General features: G+C 60.6%; 15 protein-coding genes. 6 read left to right on the top strand and 9 right to left on the bottom strand.

Annotated features, from left to right (window positions below):
* Positions 1–76: 76 nt before the first annotated feature.
* The 4 genes from ACLH0H_RS13075 (at position 77) to ACLH0H_RS13060 (ending at position 3837) form a co-directional block, all read left to right on the top strand.
* Positions 77–565, top strand: coding sequence for a DUF3015 domain-containing protein (locus ACLH0H_RS13075; protein WP_010206666.1), 489 nt, complete (start codon positions 77–79; stop codon positions 563–565).
* Positions 566–656: 91 nt separating this feature from the next.
* Entirely contained in the window at positions 657–2510 is a 1854-nt protein-coding gene (locus ACLH0H_RS13070; protein WP_411382275.1) for a DUF4105 domain-containing protein, read from the top strand.
* 402 nt (positions 2511–2912) lie between these two features.
* Positions 2913–3269: a hypothetical protein gene (locus ACLH0H_RS13065; protein WP_411382274.1), complete on the top strand. Its 357-nt coding sequence runs from the start codon at positions 2913–2915 to the stop codon at positions 3267–3269.
* A gap of 70 nt (positions 3270–3339) precedes the next feature.
* Entirely contained in the window at positions 3340–3837 is a 498-nt protein-coding gene (locus ACLH0H_RS13060) for a GreA/GreB family elongation factor (RefSeq protein ID WP_411382273.1), read from the top strand.
* Here ACLH0H_RS13060 and gdhA read toward each other — a convergent pair.
* The 9 genes from gdhA to ACLH0H_RS13015 all read right to left on the bottom strand — a co-directional run bounded on the left by gdhA (position 3834) and on the right by ACLH0H_RS13015 (position 14095).
* Positions 3834–5171: an NADP-specific glutamate dehydrogenase gene (gene gdhA / locus ACLH0H_RS13055; protein WP_411382272.1), complete on the bottom strand. Its 1338-nt coding sequence runs from the start codon at positions 5169–5171 to the stop codon at positions 3834–3836. The genes ACLH0H_RS13060 and gdhA overlap by 4 nt on opposite strands.
* 350 nt (positions 5172–5521) lie before the next feature.
* Positions 5522–7186 (bottom strand): energy-dependent translational throttle protein EttA, encoded by a 1665-nt coding sequence (ettA, locus tag ACLH0H_RS13050; protein ID WP_411382271.1) that lies wholly within the window; start codon positions 7184–7186, stop codon positions 5522–5524.
* Between the two features lie 101 nt (positions 7187–7287).
* On the bottom strand, positions 7288–7764 hold the full coding sequence (locus ACLH0H_RS13045; protein WP_411382270.1) for a hypothetical protein: 477 nt from the start codon (positions 7762–7764) through the stop codon (positions 7288–7290).
* 98 nt (positions 7765–7862) lie between these two features.
* The gene (locus ACLH0H_RS13040) at positions 7863–8642 is read right to left on the bottom strand and encodes an AraC family transcriptional regulator (RefSeq protein ID WP_411382269.1); all 780 of its coding nucleotides are present in this window, start codon (positions 8640–8642) and stop codon (positions 7863–7865) included.
* Between the two features lie 11 nt (positions 8643–8653).
* Positions 8654–10036, bottom strand: coding sequence for an MFS transporter (locus tag ACLH0H_RS13035; RefSeq protein WP_411382268.1), 1383 nt, complete (start codon positions 10034–10036; stop codon positions 8654–8656).
* Positions 10037–10046: 10 nt separating this feature from the next.
* Complete coding sequence (locus ACLH0H_RS13030) at positions 10047–10952, bottom strand: diiron oxygenase (RefSeq protein WP_411382267.1); 906 nt, start codon at positions 10950–10952, stop codon at positions 10047–10049.
* 10 nt (positions 10953–10962) lie between these two features.
* A complete protein-coding gene (locus tag ACLH0H_RS13025) occupies positions 10963–11871 on the bottom strand; it encodes a TauD/TfdA family dioxygenase (protein WP_411382266.1) in 909 nt (302 codons plus the stop codon).
* Positions 11868–13424 (bottom strand): AMP-binding protein, encoded by a 1557-nt coding sequence (locus tag ACLH0H_RS13020; protein WP_411382265.1) that lies wholly within the window; start codon positions 13422–13424, stop codon positions 11868–11870. Before ACLH0H_RS13020 ends, ACLH0H_RS13025 begins: the two co-directional genes overlap by 4 nt.
* On the bottom strand, positions 13421–14095 hold the full coding sequence (locus ACLH0H_RS13015; RefSeq protein ID WP_411382264.1) for a thermostable hemolysin: 675 nt from the start codon (positions 14093–14095) through the stop codon (positions 13421–13423). The genes ACLH0H_RS13020 and ACLH0H_RS13015 overlap by 4 nt, the downstream gene beginning before the upstream one ends.
* 239 nt (positions 14096–14334) lie before the next feature.
* Between ACLH0H_RS13015 and ACLH0H_RS13010 the strand changes: the two genes are divergently transcribed.
* Both ACLH0H_RS13010 and glyA read left to right on the top strand, forming a co-directional pair.
* On the top strand, positions 14335–18186 hold the full coding sequence (locus tag ACLH0H_RS13010; protein WP_411382263.1) for an EAL domain-containing protein: 3852 nt from the start codon (positions 14335–14337) through the stop codon (positions 18184–18186).
* A 238-nt stretch (positions 18187–18424) separates the two neighbouring features.
* Positions 18425–19678 (top strand): serine hydroxymethyltransferase, encoded by a 1254-nt coding sequence (gene glyA / locus ACLH0H_RS13005; protein WP_076952735.1) that lies wholly within the window; start codon positions 18425–18427, stop codon positions 19676–19678.
* Positions 19679–19730: the final 52 nt, after the last annotated feature.

Below are 19730 nucleotides of genomic sequence, written 5' to 3'. Positions count from 1 at the left end.
CTAATAACCGATCCCTAGGGCGCTATGAAGTGCCTGAACCCTTGTCCATTGGTTTGCACACAAAGAGAACAAAGCTATGAAACGGATCCTTCTCGGTACTCTCTTCACCGTCGTATCCCTCAATGCAATGGCAGAAGCACCCGGTGGCCCGAACTGCGGTTGGGGCAACATGTTGTTCGAAGGCCAGCGCGGCACTCCAGCTCACTTCCTGGCTTCCACCACCAACGGTACTTCGGGTAACGCCACCTTCGGCATGACCTCGGGCACCAACGGTTGCAGCACCAACAGCGCGCTGTCCTACGGCGGCAAGTCCTGGATTGCCATGAATGGCATGATGAACGAGCTGTCCGAAGACATGGCCAAGGGTAATGGCGAAGCACTGACCACCTACGCGGTGGTACTGGGCGTTGCACCGGAAGACCGCGAGCACTTCGCAGCCGTGACTCACGAACACTTCCAGCAAATCTTCAGCAAGGCTGACGTGACTGCTGACGATGTGCACAACAACACCATTGCCGTACTGAAAAGTGATGCCCGTCTGGCGAAATACGCGACCCAGGCTTAAGCTCGACCCGCCCGCGCCTACCAAGGCGCGGGCTCTTTTTTGGACCCGCCTCCCCTTTGGGTCTTTATTTCTTCCGACTTAAGTTGCCCCTATGCTCAAACGCTTTGCCTGGCTGGCACTCTTTACCTGCGCCCCGCTGTACGCGGCGCCGCCTATCGATGATCAACGTTTGCAGCACCTGGCCAATGATCCGTTCTGGCTCTCTCTGGGCCATTACGAAGCCGGTAAAATCAGTGGCTGGCGCAGCTATGTCAGCGATAAGAAGTTTTTCCTCGCCGCCGATGGCGCCCACCATCCCGACGCCGAACTCAAGGCCACCGTTGATGCGCTCTACGCACCGGCCAGCCTTGGCGAAAAACATGCCCAATGCGTTTATCCCGCACGCACCCGTTGGCTCAAGGACCAGTTGCACCTCACTGACCTGCCTGCGGTGGACTGCACAGAATTCAAGCAATGGTTCAAGGACGTCGCCCCCCACAGCGCGGTGATGATCTTCCCGGCGGCCTACCTCAACAGCCCGTCCTCGATGTTCGGCCACACCCTGCTGCGCATCGACCAGGCCGACGTACAGAGCAACAACACCGCCCTGCTCAGCTACGCGATCAACTTCGGCGCCTATATCGAGGGTTCCGACAACAGCATCCTCTATGCCTGGAAAGGCCTGATGGGCGGTTATCCCGGGCTGTTCGCCCTGGTGCCCTATCAGGAAAAACTTTCCGAGTACCGTAGCCTCGAAAACCGCGACCTGTGGGAATACCGTCTGAACCTGACCGAAGTCGAGACCAAACGCATGGTCGAGCACGTGTGGGAGCTCAAGCAGATCCAGTTCGACTATTTTTTCTTTGATGAAAACTGCTCCTATCGCCTGCTTGAACTGTTGCAAGTGGCGCGCCCCGGCTTGCGCCTGACCGAACAGTTTCCGCTGACCGCCATCCCTACCGACACGGTCAAGGCCGTGAAAGACGCAGGTCTTGTAGAAAAGATCGATTACCGGCCGTCCCGTGAACGCGAGCTGCTCGAACGCGCCAAGCCGTTGGACGGTGATGAGCAGCAATGGGTGCTCAAAGTCAGCGACGACCAGAAACAATTGCAGGACCCGACCTTCAAAGCGTTGCCCCGCGAGCGCCAGGCCTTGATCATCGACGCAGCGTATCGCCTGGGCCGCTATCGCGCCAATGGCCTGGAACGCGACAGCGCCCGCTCCCAGCGCAGCTTCGAACTGCTGCGCGCGATCAACCAGAACCCCGCGCCCGACCTGAAGATCACGCCCCCAGGCCTGCCGGAGAACGGCCATGAATCGCGCACCTGGCAAGCCGGCATCGGCACCCGTGGCGACAAGGCATTCGGCGAATACGGCCTGCGCATGGCCTACCACGACCTCAACGACAACGCCGAAGGCTTCCCACTCGGCGCGCAGATCGAAATCCTGCAAATGAAACTGCGCCAGTACGAAGGCAACCACTGGCAACTGCAGCAACTGGACCTCGCCACCATCCGCTCCCTGACCCCGCGCAACGCCCTGTTGCAGCCCTGGTCATGGCAAGTCACCGGCGGCCTCGAGCGCGTACCCGGCAAACACGATGACGAAACTTTGGTCGCCCACGTCAACGGCGGCGCCGGCGGCACCTGGCAACTGCGCGACGACATGCTCGGCTTCGCCCTCGGCACCGTGCGCGTGGAACACAACAATGACTTCAACGAAGCCATCTCCCCGGCGGCCGGGTTCAACACCGGTGTGCTATGGAAAAATCCGCTGGGCAATCTGAGCCTGGAAGCCAAGGGTGATTTCTTCACCAATGGCGAAGTGCGCCGCAGCATCAGTCTCAACCAGCAATGGGAACTGTCACGCAACCTGGGCCTGCGCCTGAGCGCGCAGCGCGAATACAGCCACTTGTCGACACCGGTGAATGAAGTGATGCTTGAAGTGAAGTGGTATCACTACTGATTGAAGCCTGGCCAAGATCAAAATATGAGAGTTCCACTACCGCTTCGACGTAGCGCTGTCGCGCAGCAAACTGGGTCCTCTGTGGCGAGCGGGCTTGCCCCACGTTGGGCTGCGCAGCAGCCCTAAAACCCGGCGCAGAGGTAGGCCTGATCCACCGCATCGCCTTCATTGGGGGCGCTTCGCACCCCAGCGCGGGGCAAGCCCGCTCGCCACAGGAATGCAGTCGACCGCTTATGCAAGATTCAAGCAACGAAGCCCGCTCCCACATTTGGTTCTGAGTTCGGCCAGGACCATCGTGCGGTTTGCGCCCGCCACACATTTCTCACAGCGCTTTCACATCTCCCCAACGAATCCCAATCTAGACTTCTCCCTATAAGCCGTGAAACGGCCAGGGAGTACGCCATGTGGCGGTCTGCGGTATTGCTGTGTGCAGTGATGATGTTGTCGGGTTGCCAGTCAACTCACCAGGATTTGCTGGCCAGGGGTTACCCACCGGCTTTTGCCGACGGCTTCGATGATGGCTGCAGCAGCGGTCGCCAGGCCGCCGGGGTGATTACCGGTGAGTTTCGCAAGAACGTTGTTCGCTATCTCAAGGACCGGCAATACGCCGAAGGCTGGGAAGACGGTTTTCGCCAGTGCAAGGCGATGCGCGAGAACGAGGATCTGCGCGACTATAAGGAACGCCACTGGGATGACCGGGATCGGGCGTGGCAACAGGAGAAAGACCGCGACGCCGCCAGGGCTTATCGCTCGCAATAGGCCGCTTTCAGATATCCATCGAAACTAAAGCGCGGTGAACATGGCCCAAACTCCATTGAGGGAGAACACCATGAGCCGTGCATTTGTAAATGAAGACAACGCCGCCGCCCAGGCTGATCAGCCAGTGGAGCGTCAGGTCAGTGACCAGCCCAATCGCCTGACCGCGCAAGGGCTGGCGCAGTTGCAGGCCAAGGTCGCGCAGTTGCAACAGGCATACAGCACCGAATCCACCAAGGGCGAGAAGGCTGATAAACAGCGCCAGGCTGATCTTGAACGGGATCTGCGTTACTTCAACCAGCGCGTACAAAGCGCCCAGGTCGTGGTACCGGCCACGTCCACCGACAAGGTACAGATTGGCAGCTGGGTGACCTTCGCCACTGAACAGGACGAACAGCAGCGCATCCAGTTGGTCGGCGAGGACCAGGCCGATGCGGGCGCCGGCTTGATCAACTGGGGCTCGCCCCTGGGCCGCGCGTTGCTGGGTGCCCAGGTAGGCGACGAGGTGTTGTGGAAACGCCCCGTCGGCGATCAGTTGATTGAAGTGCTGCGCATCGAGCCCGAGGTTTAGACGATGCCTTGGGCCAGCATCGCGTCAGCGACTTTGACGAAGCCCGCGATGTTTGCGCCTTTGACGTAGTTGATCCGGCCGTTTTCTTCGCCGTAATGCACGCAGGCGTGGTGGATGGACTGCATGATGCTGTGCAGCTTGCTGTCCACTTCACCGGCGGTCCACAGCAGGCGCATGGCGTTCTGCGACATTTCCAACCCGCTCACTGCTACGCCACCGGCATTAGAGGCCTTGCCGGGGGCGAAGAGAATCCCTGCCTCGATAAAGATATCCACAGCCGCGAGCGTCGTAGGCATATTGGCGCCTTCGGCCACGCAGATGCAGCCGTTGCGCAGCAGCGTGCGTGCGGCGTCGGCGTCGAGCTCGTTCTGGGTCGCGCAGGGCAATGCGATGTCGCAGGCCAGTGCCCAAGGGGCCTGGCCTTTGAGGAACTCCAGGCCGAAACGCTCGGCCAGTTCGCTGATGCGACCGCGCTGCACGTTTTTCAGCGCCAGCAGCGCCGACCATTGTTCTTCGGTCAAGCCGTTTTCGGCGTACAGCGTGCCTTCGGAGTCAGACAGGGAAATCACTTGGCCGCCCAGGTCCATGACCTTGCGCGCCGCGTACTGCGCCACATTACCGGAGCCGGACACGGCCACGCGCTTGCCTTCAACCCGCTGGCCGTTGCGCTTGAGCATTTCTTCAGCGAAGTACACGCAGCCGAAACCGGTAGCTTCCGGGCGGATCAGGCTGCCGCCGTAGGTCATACCCTTGCCGGTCAACACCGAGGTGAACTGGTTGCTCAGGCGTTTGTACTGGCCGAACAGGAAGCCGATTTCACGGGCGCCCACGCCGATATCGCCGGCCGGTACATCCACATCAGCGCCGATATGGCGGTACAGCTCGCTCATGAACGCCTGGCAGAAACGCATGACTTCAGCGTCGCTCTTGCCCTTGGGGTCGAAATCCGAGCCACCTTTCCCGCCGCCCATGGGCAGCGAGGTCAGGGAATTCTTGAAGGTCTGTTCGAAGGCGAGAAACTTCAACACCCCCAGGTTCACCGAAGGATGGAAGCGCAGGCCACCTTTGTAAGGGCCGATGGCGCTGTTCATCTGGATACGGAAACCGCGATTGACCTGAACCTTGCCCTGATCATCCACCCACGACACCCGGAAAGTAATCGCACGTTCCGGTTCGCAAATGCGCTCCAGAATACCGGCGCTCAGGTAGTGGGGGTTGGCTTCGAGAAACGGCCACAGGCTGCGTAGGACTTCTTCTACGGCCTGGTGGAATTCCGGCTGGTCGGGGTCGCGTTTCTTGAGGCGGGCGAGGAAGGACTCGACGGATTCGGTCATGAAAAGTCTCGGCAAATTGATTGTTGTTAAGGGAGATTGAGCCGGACTTTATCAATTCATTTCGCACTGCGACAGGGCAAAATGTCGCCTTTGTGAATTTAAATGGTGCATTGCATATAAATAAGTGCGCTTTATCGCACCAAAAAAGGGATTCCAGCTTAGAGCACGCACCAACAGTTAAACCGCTTTCGCGAGCAAGCCCGCTCCCACATTCGATCCCGTTCCAATTATGGAATGCGGTCAAATGTGGGAGCGGGCTTGCTCGCGAATGAATTCATTGTGGTATCCCTGAAAAACACCCAAAAAAACGGAGCCCCGAAGGCTCCGCTCTTTCAAACCACCAACCCGAATCAGGCCAGTTTTTTATGACGTACGCGGTGCGGCTGGGCAGCTGCTTCACCCAAGCGCTTTTTACGGTCCGCTTCATACTCGGTGTAGTTGCCTTCGAAGAACACCGCTTGGGAATCATCTTCGTACGCCAGGATGTGCGTCGCGACGCGGTCAAGGAACCACCGATCGTGAGAGATCACAATGGCGGCGCCCGGGAAGTCCAGCAGGGCTTCTTCGAGGGAACGCAGGGTTTCAACGTCGAGGTCGTTGGACGGTTCGTCGAGCAGCAGGACGTTGCCGCCCTCTTTCAGGGTCAGGGCCAGGTGCAAGCGACCACGCTCACCACCGGACAGGTCCTTGACGAACTTCTGCTGATCGCCGCCCTTGAAGTTGAAACGGCCGACATAAGTGCGCGCCGGAATTTCATAGTTGCCGATACGGATCTGATCGGAACCGTCGGAGATCTGCTGGAACACGGTCTTGCTGCCATCCAGGTCTTCACGGCTCTGGTCCACACAGGCCAGTTGCACGGTTTCGCCGATCTCGATGCTGCCGGAGTCCGGGGTTTCCTTGCCCATCAGCATGCGGAACAGCGTGGATTTACCTGCGCCGTTACCGCCGATAACGCCGACTATCGCGCCTTTTGGCATGGAAAACGACAAGTTGTCGATCAACACACGGTCGCCATAGCCTTTACAGACGTTCTTGAACTCGATGACCTTGTCACCCAGGCGTGGACCGGCCGGGATGTAGATCTCGTTGGTTTCACTGCGCTTCTGGAATTCCTGCGACTGCATTTCTTCGAAGCGTTGCAGACGGGCCTTGGATTTGGACTGGCGAGCCTTGGCGCCCTTGCGCACCCACTCCAATTCTTCCTTCATGGCTTTTTCGTGGGCCGACTGCTGCTTGGATTCGGCGGCCAGACGGTCGGACTTGGCTTCCAGCCAGCCGGAGTAGTTGCCCTCGTAAGGGATACCGGCGCCACGGTCGAGTTCGAGGATCCAGCCGGCCACGTTGTCCAGGAAGTAGCGGTCGTGCGTGATCGCAACCACGGTGCCCGGGAAATCGTGAAGGAAATGTTCCAGCCAGGCGACGGAATCGGCGTCCAGGTGGTTGGTCGGTTCGTCTAGCAGCAGCATGTCCGGGGCTGACAGCAGCAGGCGGCACAGGGCCACACGACGTTTTTCACCACCGGACAGGTGCTCGACCTTGGCGTCCCACGCCGGCAGGCGCAGCGCGTCGGCGGCGACTTCCAGCTGGCGCTCCAAATTGTGACCGTCGCCAGCTTGCAGAATGGCTTCGAGCTTGGCCTGTTCGGCGGCAAGCTTGTCGAAATCGGCATCCGGTTCAGCGTAGGCGGCGTAGACCTCGTCCAGGCGCGCCTGGGCGTCCTTGATCACGCTGACGGCTTCTTCAACCACTTCACGCACGGTCTTGGTCGGGTCGAGGATCGGCTCCTGTGGCAGGTAGCCGATGTTCAGGTCGGGCATCGGGCGGGCTTCGCCCTCGAACTCGGTATCGACACCGGCCATGATTTTCAACAGCGTGGATTTACCCGAACCGTTGAGGCCGAGCACGCCGATCTTGGCGCCAGGAAAAAAGGACAGCGAGATGTTTTTAAGAATTTCCCGCTTCGGCGGAACAACTTTGCCCAGCCGATGCATGGTGAAGACGTATTGAGCCAAAATGGAGCCCTCTGATGAACTGCATAAACAAAGGCAGGTATTCTACGTCAAGATGATCCTGTGCACAGATGCAGAACGCCGACCGGCGTCGCTCAAGATCCTCAGAATAGCTTGAGCGCCAGCACCTTCAGGTCCAGCGTGCTGTGCAGCAGCATCACCAGCAGGATCGCCGAGGTGCATAGCGCTTGCCCCAGCACCCCGCGATGGATCTGCCGCGCCGCCGGTTGCCACTGTTCGGCATCAGGGGTGCTGGCTTGCAACACCTCGTGCGCAGGCTCGCGCCAACGCTTCTCCACTGCCGAATCCAGCACGAACAGGGCCACACTGAGCAAAAACCAGAGTTCGAAGCAGCGCTGCCACTCCTTGAGCCAAAACATCAGGATGCCGCTCAGGATCAGCCCCCAACCCGCTACATTATAGAAGCGATCGGTAAACGTCAGACCGCGCAGCAGTAATGGCTTGTTGTCATGACTGCAGTGTTTGAGCTGGGCGGACAGCCATGGGGCGACCAGCAGCGGTCCGGTTGCCGCGACCGCTGCCAGCGCGTGGAAGATTTTAATTGCGTCGTAGTCGATCATCAGGCCCAACCTCATCGGATATGAGCCTTCACCCTAAGGCAGCGGCATCCTGTCCAAAATGGTTCAGTCAGCCACAAAGCCGAACGAAACGGACAGTCTCAAGCCGCTCTTGCAGCGACGCCCTGCAGACTGCTGCGCACTTTTCCCGGGCTGCTGCCGGTGACGCGGCGAAACCAATGGCCGAATGAATCGCTGGAGGCAAACCCCAGGTGGTGCGCAAGGCGCTCGTTGGTAGGTTCGATCATCAACCCGCGATAGGCCTCGACGAGTAACAGGCGGTTATACCATTGGGTGTAGCACAACCCGGTTTCCTTGCGAAACAGGCGAGTCAGCGTGCGCTCGGTGGCACCGACTTCATTGCCCCACTCCGCCAGGCTCTTGCGCAACCCTGGCCGGGCAATCAACTGGTCGGTCACGCGTTTGAGCCGCCCGTCACTGGGCAAAGGCAACACCATATTACTGGCCGAGAGTTCGGTGATGTCCTGTAACAACAATTGCAGAATGCAGTTGCGCTGCGCCTCCGACAGCGGCCGGGCAGCCTCTTCAGCCAGTCGATCGCACAGCGCAATGATCAGCGCCGAGGATTCAATCAGTTTGAGGGTGGTGGAGAACCCCTTCGACTGTTCCCGGCCCAGGTACAACACGGTCAGGTCAACCTGGCTGTACGCAACGCCTGCATGCAGGGTATGCGGCGGGATCCACACGGCCATGCCGGGTTTGAGCAACCAGCGTTGGTCCTCCGTATGGCCGTAGAGCATGCCTTTTTTCACTAATACAAATTGGCCGACCGGGTGCCTGTGGGGCTCCCCTTCGTCCTTGATGTTCGTTAACTGCCGCTCAATGACCAATGCTGAATAATGTGTTTCATCGTGATGCATGCCTACCCCGGTCAGTCTTCTCGTAATCCATGTTTTACAGGCAATCCGTAGGCGAAGAATAAACCGCATCCCATGACAAGACCAAGCAGCAGGAAGGTGCCTGGATAGGCACTCTCCGAAGGCAGATGAAGCGCCACGGCGACCATGCCGTTAACACCAAACGCCGCACCCAGACTACGCAGGAATTGTACCGTGGAGGTGTAGGCACCCAACTGATCCGGGGGCGCGCAGTTCTGCGCAAAAACCAGGGTGGTGGTCGCGGTGAAGCCCATGCCGGAGCCAATCAATACCTGGCCGACGGCAATGGCCGGCCAGAACGCCCAGCGCAGGCCTGCCGCGACGCACAGGCAGCCGAGCAGCAGCATCGACATACCGCCCGCCGCCATGGGCCTGAAGCCCACGCGCGCCAGACGCTTGCCGCAGAATGTCGCGCCAGCCACCCAGCCCAGCGCGGCCAGCATGATCAGCGCGCCGCTCGACAACGCCCCACCGGTGCCATGACTGAGGGCAATCGGCAACAGACTGACCGAGGCATAAAGACCGATGCTTGAAGTGATCACCAGCACCAGGGTCGCCCCCAGCGCTGGTTGAGCGAAGAAACCCAGGGGCACTGGGCTGCTGCGCGGAATCCTGCGCACACGCACCAGCAATACCAACAGGCTGATGAGCATGATGACCACCAGTGTCGATATGGGATACGCCATCCATGCCAGCGGATGGCCGCTCAGCAGGAACAACCCGGCACACGCCAATATCGCCAGCGCACTTTGCGCCAGCGCATCGACATGCCGGCTCGATTGGCCACGCCCCACCGTCGGGGCAAAGCACAGCGCCAACAAGGCCAGCGCCCCCAACGGCAAGTTCAGCCAAAAGACCGCGCGCCAGCTCAAAGTGCTGCCCAATACCGTCCCCGCGACCGGCCCCAGAATGGCGGCCAGGCCCCATACGCCGCTGAGCATGCCTTGCATATTCGCGCGCCGTGGCCCCTCGAACAGGGAAGCCAGCAATGAATAGGACAGCACAATGATCCCGCCCGCGCCCATGCCTTGCAGCGCCCTGCCGACAATCACCATGAGCATGCTCTGGCTGCTGGCGATCCAGGCCGAGGCGCCAATGAATACCAGCAGGCTGACTTTCATCATTGCGCTGACCCCGAAGCGGTCGGCCAAGGCCCCCGCCAACGGTGCGATCAGCGCCAAGGGTAACAAGAAGCCGGAAACAACCCACGGATACAGCGTCGTGTCCTGCAACTGCGCATTGATCTGCGGCAGGATGGTACTGACCGCCGTGCTGTCCATCGCTGCCAGAAACAGCGCAACAAGCACTGCCACGACACTCAACGGGTACTTCCCTTGGTTCACCGATGCCTGTGCGGCAAGTGTTTGCGGCTTCATGTGGCAACCCTCAATGAAAGTACTGGGTATGTATCGCGCTGGCGCTGGAGAACGCTTTGACGATGCCCGCCGTGTCCACGTCCATGTGCTCGTCGACCGTGCGAATCAAATCCTGAGACTGCACGATTTCACGAAACCGCAGCGTCATGTCCAACTGGGTCTCGGCGGCCCTGTTGTTTTGCGTGTAGTCCAGATTGAATGCCGCCTTGATCTGCTCGCCGCTGGTGATAGCCAGTTGCGTGTTCATCGCCTCGGTGTCGTGAATCAACTGGTGCATGCGTCGACGCTCGGAGACGGTGAGCGACGGAATCACGTGTTCGAAGATGTAATGATCGAACTGGATATGCCGTGCCTCATCCAGGCCATGAAAATGCAGGAGACGCGTCAGCAGGCTACGCTGCATCGGGTCGAGCACCTTCAAACGACGTTCGAACACGGTAATGATTGATTCACCCACATAGGCGGTGGCACAGAGTGCGGCCAGTTTGATCCGCGGCGAGTCGTTTTCGTCATAGAGTGCGCGACGCTCGTTGAACAGGTTGTCCTTGAGCTTGATGTCACGCCCGGACAAATGCCGGATGTACTGATAGAAGCTGCTGGCGTGGTTGATTTCTTCGGCGGCGAAACACGACAGCGCGCCATACAGGGCGTCCCCCGCGCCGAGCGTATCGTGGTCGGCCTGCGCTTCGCAGAGTATGCGCGTCATGGTATTGGCGACATGCATCTCGATTTCGGCCAGTTGCCCCAGTTCCTTGTACAGATAAGCCACTGCTTTTTCTTCCTGGCCAGCCTCCCCGACCAGCGCGGTGGAGAGGAACTGCAACTCGGCATCGGTGCGGGCGGCGGCCCACTCCATGCGGTTGGGGTGCAAGTAATTGATATGAGCCAGTTCGTTAATGTTCTTCAGAGCGTTCATCGCGGTGTTCTCAATGGGCATAGGAAAGGGCGTTGAAGATGGTGCGGGCCGGGTCGTCGATCGCTCGACGCCCGTGCATGACACGGGTGTTGTCGATCAGCACCACGTCGCCGTGCTGCCAGCCGACGTCGACGGTGAAGCGCTCGCACACGGCCTCCACGGCGAGCAACAGCTGCGGATCGATCGGTTCGCCATCGACAAAGGTGATGCGTGGCGCTTCGTAATGGTTGGAGGGACCGAAAATACTGTTGGCGAAACTCGGCCCAATCTCGTCTGAAAGCCGGCTGTTACGCACGGCGGGGGTGCGAAAGCGGTAAGTGATCGAATCGTCCGCGTTGAGCTCGATCTGCGCGCCAGAGGTGCCGGCGGTGAGCGAGACCAAGTCCTGCAGCACGACGGACTCAATGCAGGCCGGTGCGCCTTCGCTGTGGGCCAACGCATGAAAGGCATAGGTCTTCCATTTAATGGCCTCCACGCGGCGGGCGTACAGGATGTCGCGCTCGCTGAACGCCGCGCGATGTTCGGGCGCGAGATGCCCATACACCGCCTTGCCGTCGCACAGGGTCGTCTGGGAACCGCGCGCCGGCGGCACTTGGCAATAGAACCAGCAGAGGTCTGGCCAGAAGGGGCTGTTGCCGTTTTCACAGTGCAGGCCCACGGCGCCCAGTCCGGCGTCGACTTTCTGCGCCGTGTCGCCATCGAAACTGCGTGCGGGGTCCAGGCTGATTCGACTGCTGCTCTGGCGAACCAATCGGGAGAACGCGTCAATGCTGTGGTCAAAGCCGCGCAGTACCAGGTAACCGTGGGTGATCAACCACTGTTTCAGCATGCCGGGTTCCAGTGCATGCAGTGCCTGAGGCTTCTCGGGCACGACGATCAGGCCAGCGTGGGCGGTGTGGGGTGAAGTCATGAGCTTCATGCGCGAATCCTCGCGGTGCAGTCATTCAGGAACGCGGGCAACTGGTCGCGACGGGGCCGTCCAGTCACGGTGAACAATCGACGCATGGCCTCTTCACTGCGCGGAATCAGCAGCGGCTGCGCAATCTGTTCAATTTCGTTGAGGTGTGTGCGGGCGAACGCTGCGATGGCGGCGCCGACGTCGGCCGGGTCGGCCTGGGCGTCGATGATGAACACGCCTCCCATGAACGCCTGCCGGTCGCCGTAGACAATCGCCTGCTCGACACCCGGCACTTGCCGATAAGCGGCTTCGAGCCATTCGGGAGACACGTTGCGGCCATTGCCGGTGATGATCATGGTTTTTTTGCGACCGATGATGCTGACGAAGCCGTCTGCGTCGATCCGCGCCAGGTCGCCGGTGTGCAACCAGCCTTCATCATCGAGGGCGCAACTGCTGGGGTCTTCATTGGTGTACCCGGCAAACAGCGAACTGCTGCGCAGCAGCAGCTCACCGTCCGCGCCCAGGCGCAACGTGACATGCGGCAATGCTTGCCCGACGCTGCCCACGCGGTTCGCGCCACGAAAGTTCCAGGTGGCCACCGAACTGTTCTCGCTGAGGCCATACCCTTGGAATACATCAATGCCTGCTCGCTGCAGGCGCAGCAGGACCTCGACGTCCACTGGGCCGCCACCGGCCGCCAGCAGCGGCAATCGCGGCGTACCGAATAACCCTTCGATGCGCTCGATGGCCCCCAGGGTTTCAGCGCGCCGGGCAATCGCCTCGACCAGCGCCGGGGTCAGTGTCATGGCCGTGGGTCGTGCCTGGCGGATCAAGTCCAGGCGGTCTTCGGCGATCACTCCCGGACTGCCAAGGGGAGCGAGGCTGGGCGCGGGCAACAGCACGGCACCGCCAGACGTCAAGGGCATATAGAGCGCGGTGACCTGTTCGATCAACAGGCTCAATGGCACCAGAACCAGATAGCGCTGATAATCATCGCGCCGCGCCCGTTGCCACAGCGCCTCGACCAATGCGCCCAACCCGTCGCGCCGGATCTTCACACCTTTGGGCCGGGACGTCGTACCGGAGGTGTGAATCACCTTGATCACGCTGTCGGTGGCGGCGCCCGCGGCGGGCATCGACACCCGGCCCGGCGCAGGCTCATTGACCACCGAGACGCTGCGCACCGCCGCGGACAGCCTCAGCCCGGCGCAACGCCACATATCCAGGGTGCGTTCGCCCGCTTCGTCGACCAGAACCAGCGCACACCCCTGCAACAGATGCCGCGCCTGATCCACGGAAAACGCCAGGGGTACAGGCACCTCGACCCGTGCAGCAAGCATTGATGCCAGATCGGCCACCACCCACTCGACGCTGTTCCCCATCACCAGGCCCACCTGGCCGGCGGCGGGCGTCTCATCGATCAGGACGCTCGCCAACCGTTGTGCCTGGGCCACCAGTTGTCGATAGGTAAGTGCCACCGCCTCGGGCGCCGTACAATCCGCCGCCAGTTGCACCACGGCAGGCGCATCCGGTGTGCGCAGCGCCTGCGCCATGATTTCACTCAGGACATTCATGCCGCCACCTGCTCGGTATGGGCGATCAGGTGATCAAACGCAGAAAACTTCAACCGGCCGCAGTACTGGTTGAACAGATGCGAGCACTCTTCGAGCAGAATCACGCCGGTCTGCGGCGATTGCGCATAGTAAGTGCCCCACTGCTGCAGTTCCTGCGGCGACAGCCGAGCACTTTCGGCCTCGCCCATGACCCGCAGCGGAATGCCGTGGTATTTGAGCAAAACGCGCAACCTGCGCGTCGACGTGCACAGGATGGCTTTAGCGCCCATGAACCAGGCGAGTATCGGCAATGCCTTGATAATTTCCGCGGCGGCATGGGAGTCGTCAGACGCCAGCGAGCCGATCTCAACGATGTGTTCACGCCGCAGTACCTGCTTGCTCAGCCCCGCCAGCACGGTTTCGATCGGTGTGTCGAAATAGCGCTCGGAAAAAAGTGGCCGGGCAGGCGACGCGAAGGAGATGCCCGCGCAGGCGGTCAACGCACCACTGGCCAGGTTGCGACGCGCCACCAGCCAATCGGAACCGGGCGTCATCTCGGCCCCGTAATGGCGCTGATAAATATCCTTGATATAGGCTAATGTTTCTGGTGCACCCTGCTCGCTTCTTCTAATTATTTCGAACCGTGCATGATCATTTTCATCTTGGCTTGAAGTGTGCAGAAAACTATTCATGACGTATCCCTGTGAACGGCATTTGCCGATCACAAAGCTACGTAACCGCCACTCGGACGAAAATGCTCAGCCAGGACAACAAGTCGATTGAAACGGACGACTGACATAATCAGACACAAAAACGTTCAGCCGAGCGGGGCTGGCACTTTGCCACAAGTCAAGGCATGCTAGCCGCCCTCCGGGCGTCCGGCTTATAGTGCACGTCGCGCGCCAGTCCAGCCAAACCGCAGGATCACAGCTTGTCCAAAGTCACGCCGCCAACTCCCCTGCGCGCCGCTCATATAGCGCCGGGAGCGCCCCTGCACGGCACCCTCAAAGGCGCGTTGGCGACGCTTGTCCTCATGCTGCTCGCGCTGTTGTTCTGGCAGCTGCTGGATCAACTGCAGCAGAACCAGAAGGACCAGCAGCAATACACCATCGACTACAGCGCCGACCTGGCTGAACAGATCAGCCAGAACATGGCCCTCAGCGCCAAAATCGCCCTGAACCTGCTCCCGATGGTCGAGCCTCCCCGCGACAGCGAGCAGCAAGTGGCCTTGATGCGCATGCTGCAGCGCTCGCTGCCTGAGCTGCGCAGCGTCGCCCTGCTCGCACCCAGCGGCGCGATGATCAGTGACAGCGCCCCTGACAGCCAGGATGGCGCCTGGCTCGAAGAGCTGGTTCAGCGCAGCCACTCCCAATCCTATTACCTGAGCAACAGCAACGACGGCAGCCTCATCTATCTGCTGCTGCACCAGCCCAGCGGCGGCTCGAGGATGTATTGGGCACTGCGCCTGACGCCCAACTACCTGGCCAGCCTGACGCGCCAGGACAGCCAGGGCCAACGCCCGACATGGGTTATTGAGAATCGCCTCAACCATCGCGTCGTCAGCCGTGACAGCGGCATGCCAGCGCAATGGGCCGGCGCGCTGACGCCGGACGAAATGAACAAAAGCGTACTGGTCACGCCCCTGAGCAAAAGCGACTGGCAATTGCGCGGGCTGTTCGACCGCACCGCCGTGCTGGAACAACTGTTGCCGGCGTTTATCGGCAAATGCCTGCTGGGCCTGGCGTTCTCACTGATCCCTGTGATCGTGTTGCTGAACATGCGCCGCCGTCAGCGCCAGGTCAATGAGGGCCGGCGGCGCTACCAGGACATTTTCGAGGGCACCGGCGTGGCCCTGTGCGTGCTTGACCTGTCTGGCCTCAACGCTTTTTTCGATAAGACCTCGTTGCAGACCCGCGAACAATTGCATGCCTGGCTCCAGGACAACCCCGACGAGCGCAAGCGACTGCTCAAGGAGCTGCGCGTCACCGAGGTCAACCAGGTGGCGGTGCGCCTGTTGAATGTGAGCTCCTGCGAAGAAGCCTGGGACCGCCTGATCGATGACTGCCCGCACAACGCCACCGCGATCGGTTACTCGATACTCGAGGCAGTCCTGGCCCGCCAGAACCAGTTGGAGCTTGAGATCCAGCTCAAGGACGTGGCCGGCAACGACCAATACCTGTGGCTGGTCATGCGCCTGCCGGAGCAGCAGGACGATTTCAAGGCAGTGATCCTCAGCATCAGCGATATCACCAGCCGCAAGCTGATCGAGCTGTCGCTGGTGGAGCGTGAGGGGTTCTGGTCGGACGTGGTCCGCACCGTTCCAGACCACCTGTATGTACAGGACGTCATCAGCCAGCGCATGATCTTCAGCAACCACCATTTGGGGCACACCCTCGGTTACAACAAAGCCGAACTGCAGCAAATGGGCGAGTACTTCTGGGAAATCCTGCTGCACCCCGAAGACGCCGAGCATTATCACGACCTGCGCCAGCAACAGCGCCAGATCGGCTACACCACCCAATTGCAGTGCCAGTTGCGCTTCCGCCATCGCAATAACCAATGGCGCCGCTTCGACATTCGCGAACAAGCCCTGGCGCGCGACAAGACGGCGCAGATCACCCGCATTATCGGCGTGGCCAAGGACATCACCGACCAGATCGAAGCCAGCGAATCCCTGCGCGACAGTGAAAAGCGCTACCGCATGCTGGCCGAAAGCATCAGCGACGTGATCTGCTCCACCGACAGCCAACTGGCCCTCAACTACATCAGCCCTTCGGTCAATGCGGTGCTGGGCTATGACGTGGACTGGGTGTTCAAACACGGCTGGCAGTCGATCATCGCCAATCCAAAGCAACTGAACGGCATTTATAGCCTGATGGAACAGGTCAGCCGCGCGCTGGGCAATCTCGAGGCGCTGAACACGCTGCGTGATGAAATTCAAACCCAACTGTTCCTGTTCGACTGCCTGCGCGCCGACGGGCGCAAGGTGCCGATCGAGCTGCGCCTGGTGCTGGTATGGGATGAGCACGGCGCTTTCGAGGGCATCCTTGGCGTGGGTCGCGATATCAGCCAGCAACGCCGCGCCGAAAAAGACCTGCGCATGGCGGCGACGGTATTCGAACATTCCACCTCGGCGATCCTGATCACCGACCCGGCGGGCTATATCGTGCAGGCCAACGAGGCGTTCAGCCGGGTCAGTGGTTACGCCGTAAGCGATGTACTCGACCAGTTACCGAACATGCTCACCGTCGACGAACAGCAGGAAGCGCACCTGCGCTACGTGCTCAAGCAATTGCACCAGCACAGCACCTGGGAAGGCGAAGTGTGGCTCAAGCGCCGCAACGGCGAGCATTACCCGGCGTGGGTCGGCATTACCGCTGTGTTCGACGATGAAGGCGATCTGGCCAGCTACGTGTGTTTCTTCAGTGATATCAGCGAGCGCAAGGCCAGCGAACAGCGCATCCACCGCCTGGCCTATTACGACGCCCTGACCCACCTGCCCAACCGCACGCTGTTCCAGGACCGCCTGCATACCGCGTTGCAGGCGGCCGAACGACAGAAGTCGTGGGTGGTGCTGATGTTCCTCGACCTCGACCGTTTCAAACCGATCAACGACTCCCTGGGCCACGCCGCTGGCGACCGCATGCTCAAGGAAATGGCCACACGCCTGCTGGGCTGCGTGGCCGAAGACGACACAGTGGCACGCATGGGCGGCGACGAGTTCACCTTGCTGCTGCAACCGCGGGTCAACCGTGAACTGGCATTGAACCGCGCGATTCATGTGGCCGAACAGATCCTCGCCAGCCTGGTGAAGCCCTTTGTATTGGAAGGCCGCGAGTTCTTCGTGACCGCCAGCATCGGCATCGCCCTCAGCCCCCAGGACGGCAACGAGCTGAGCCAGTTGATGAAGAACGCCGACACGGCGATGTATCACGCCAAGGAACGCGGCAAGAACAACTTCCAGTTCTACCAGGCCGACATGAACGCCAGCGCGCTCGAACGCCTGGAGCTGGAAAGCGACTTGCGCCACGCCCTGGAACAGAACGAATTCGTGCTGTATTACCAGCCGCAGTTCAGCGGCGACGGCAAGCGCCTGACGGGCGCCGAAGCCCTGCTGCGCTGGCGCCACCCTCGTCGCGGGCTGGTGCCGCCAGGCGACTTCATCCCGGTGCTGGAAGAGCTGGGCCTGGTGGTCGACGTCGGCGACTGGGTCATCAGCGAAGCCTGCCGCCAGCTCAAGACCTGGCACCAGAACAAGGTGCGCGTGCCGAAAGTCTCGGTGAACATCTCGGCGCGGCAGTTCTCCGACGGCCAGCTCGGGACGCGCATTGCCACCATTCTCAAGGACACCGGCCTGCCGCCGGCCTGCCTGGAGCTGGAGCTGACCGAAAGTATCCTGATGCGCGAAGTCAACGAGGCCATGCAGATCCTCGACAGCCTGAAGAACCTGGGCCTGAGCATTGCGGTGGACGACTTCGGTACCGGTTACTCGTCGCTTAACTACCTCAAGCAATTCCCTATCGATGTGCTGAAGATCGACCGCACCTTCGTCGATGGCCTGCCGTCCGGCGAGCAGGATGCACAGATCGCCCGTGCCATTATCGCCATGGCCCACAGCCTGAACCTGGCGGTGATCGCCGAGGGCGTGGAGACCCATGAACAGTTGGATTTCCTGCGTGAGCATGGCTGCGATGAGGTGCAGGGTTATCTGTTCGGGCGGCCAATGCCGGCGAATCGGTTCGCGGCGCAGTTCAGCAATGATGCGCTGTTCATGTTCGACTGAACCTTTTCAGTGCGGCTGATGGCCCCTTCGCGAGCAAGCCCGCTCCCACATGGACTGCATTTCAAGGATGGAACTCGGTCAAGTGTGGGAGCGGGCTTGCTCGCGAATAGGCCCTCACTGGCACCACTCATCCCAAGTGAACCCCACTTGTCCGCGACATGATGTCCTTTCATATGCCATCTAAAACCCATTGGGTTAGAATGCCCTCCTTTTCTGCCCCCGATCCTTGAGGACCGCCATGTTCAGCCGTGATTTGACTATTGCCAAGTACGACGCCGATCTCTTTGCCGCCATGGAGCAAGAAGCCGTGCGCCAGGAAGAGCACATCGAGCTGATCGCTTCGGAAAACTACACCAGCCCTGCGGTGATGGAGGCTCAAGGTTCGGTGCTGACCAACAAGTACGCCGAAGGCTACCCAGGCAAGCGCTACTACGGCGGTTGCGAGTACGTCGACGTGGTTGAGCAGCTTGCGATCGACCGTGCCAAGGAACTGTTCGGCGCAGATTACGCCAACGTCCAGCCCCACGCCGGTTCCCAAGCCAACAGCGCCGTGTACCTGGCCCTGCTGCAAGGCGGCGACACCATCCTGGGCATGAGCCTGGCCCACGGCGGTCACTTGACCCACGGCGCCAGCGTTTCTTCCTCCGGCAAGCTGTACAACGCCGTTCAATACGGTATCGATGCCAACGGCCTGATCGACTACGACGAAGTCGAGCGCCTGGCGGTCGAGCACAAGCCAAAAATGATCGTGGCCGGTTTCTCTGCCTACTCGCAGATCCTGGACTTCCCACGCTTCCGCGAAATCGCTGACAAGGTTGGCGCCTACCTGTTCGTCGACATGGCCCACGTGGCCGGCCTGGTCGCTGCTGGCGTCTACCCGAACCCGGTGCCTTACGCTGACGTGGTCACCACCACCACCCACAAGACCCTGCGCGGTCCACGTGGCGGCCTGATCCTGGCGCGCGCCAATGCCGAGATCGAGAAGAAGCTGAACTCCGCAGTATTCCCGGGCGCCCAGGGTGGCCCGCTGGAGCACGTGATCGCTGCCAAGGCGATCTGCTTCAAGGAAGCGTTGCAGCCTGAGTTCAAGACCTACCAGCAACAAGTGGTCAAGAACGCCAAGGCCATGGCTGGCGTGTTCATCGAACGCGGCTTTGACGTGGTCTCCGGCGGTACTGAGAACCACCTGTTCCTGCTCTCGCTGATCAAGCAGGACATTTCCGGTAAAGATGCTGACGCTGCCCTGGGCAAAGCCTTCATCACCGTGAACAAGAACTCCGTGCCGAACGACCCACGTTCGCCGTTCGTCACCTCCGGCCTGCGCTTCGGCACCCCGGCGGTGACCACTCGCGGCTTCAAGGAAGCCGAGTGCAAGGAACTGGCCGGCTGGATCTGCGACATCCTGGCGGACCTTTCCAACGAAGCCGTGATCGATGCGGTGCGTGAAAAGGTCAAGGCTATCTGCAAGAAGCTGCCGGTGTACGGCGCGTAATAACAAGAAGCCCACTGTAGGAGCGAGCTTGCTCGCGAAGAACGTCAACGAT

Origin of the sequence: Pseudomonas sp. MPB26, from assembly GCF_046605355.1 — a bacterium.
In the GTDB taxonomy this organism is placed as follows: domain Bacteria; phylum Pseudomonadota; class Gammaproteobacteria; order Pseudomonadales; family Pseudomonadaceae; genus Aquipseudomonas; species Aquipseudomonas cedrina.
Note: the sequence above shows the minus strand (reverse complement) of the source record. Positions and strands in the feature narration are given on the sequence as shown.

Excerpts from the sequence above, each read along its gene's own strand:
- ACLH0H_RS13075 (WP_010206666.1), top strand. The coding sequence starts at position 77 with ATGAAACGGATCCTTCTCGGTACTCTCTTCACCGTCGTATCCCTCAAT.
- ACLH0H_RS13070 (WP_411382275.1), top strand. The coding sequence starts at position 657 with ATGCTCAAACGCTTTGCCTGGCTGGCACTCTTTACCTGCGCCCCGCTG.
- ACLH0H_RS13065 (WP_411382274.1), top strand. The coding sequence starts at position 2,913 with ATGTGGCGGTCTGCGGTATTGCTGTGTGCAGTGATGATGTTGTCGGGT.
- ACLH0H_RS13060 (WP_411382273.1), top strand. The coding sequence starts at position 3,340 with ATGAGCCGTGCATTTGTAAATGAAGACAACGCCGCCGCCCAGGCTGAT.
- gdhA (WP_411382272.1), bottom strand. The coding sequence starts at position 5,171 with ATGACCGAATCCGTCGAGTCCTTCCTCGCCCGCCTCAAGAAACGCGAC.
- ACLH0H_RS13045 (WP_411382270.1), bottom strand. The coding sequence starts at position 7,764 with ATGATCGACTACGACGCAATTAAAATCTTCCACGCGCTGGCAGCGGTC.
- ACLH0H_RS13040 (WP_411382269.1), bottom strand. The coding sequence starts at position 8,642 with ATGCATCACGATGAAACACATTATTCAGCATTGGTCATTGAGCGGCAG.
- ACLH0H_RS13035 (WP_411382268.1), bottom strand. The coding sequence starts at position 10,036 with ATGAAGCCGCAAACACTTGCCGCACAGGCATCGGTGAACCAAGGGAAG.
- ACLH0H_RS13030 (WP_411382267.1), bottom strand. The coding sequence starts at position 10,952 with ATGAACGCTCTGAAGAACATTAACGAACTGGCTCATATCAATTACTTG.
- ACLH0H_RS13025 (WP_411382266.1), bottom strand. The coding sequence starts at position 11,871 with ATGAAGCTCATGACTTCACCCCACACCGCCCACGCTGGCCTGATCGTC.
- ACLH0H_RS13020 (WP_411382265.1), bottom strand. The coding sequence starts at position 13,424 with ATGAATGTCCTGAGTGAAATCATGGCGCAGGCGCTGCGCACACCGGAT.
- ACLH0H_RS13015 (WP_411382264.1), bottom strand. The coding sequence starts at position 14,095 with ATGAATAGTTTTCTGCACACTTCAAGCCAAGATGAAAATGATCATGCA.
- glyA (WP_076952735.1), top strand. The coding sequence starts at position 18,425 with ATGTTCAGCCGTGATTTGACTATTGCCAAGTACGACGCCGATCTCTTT.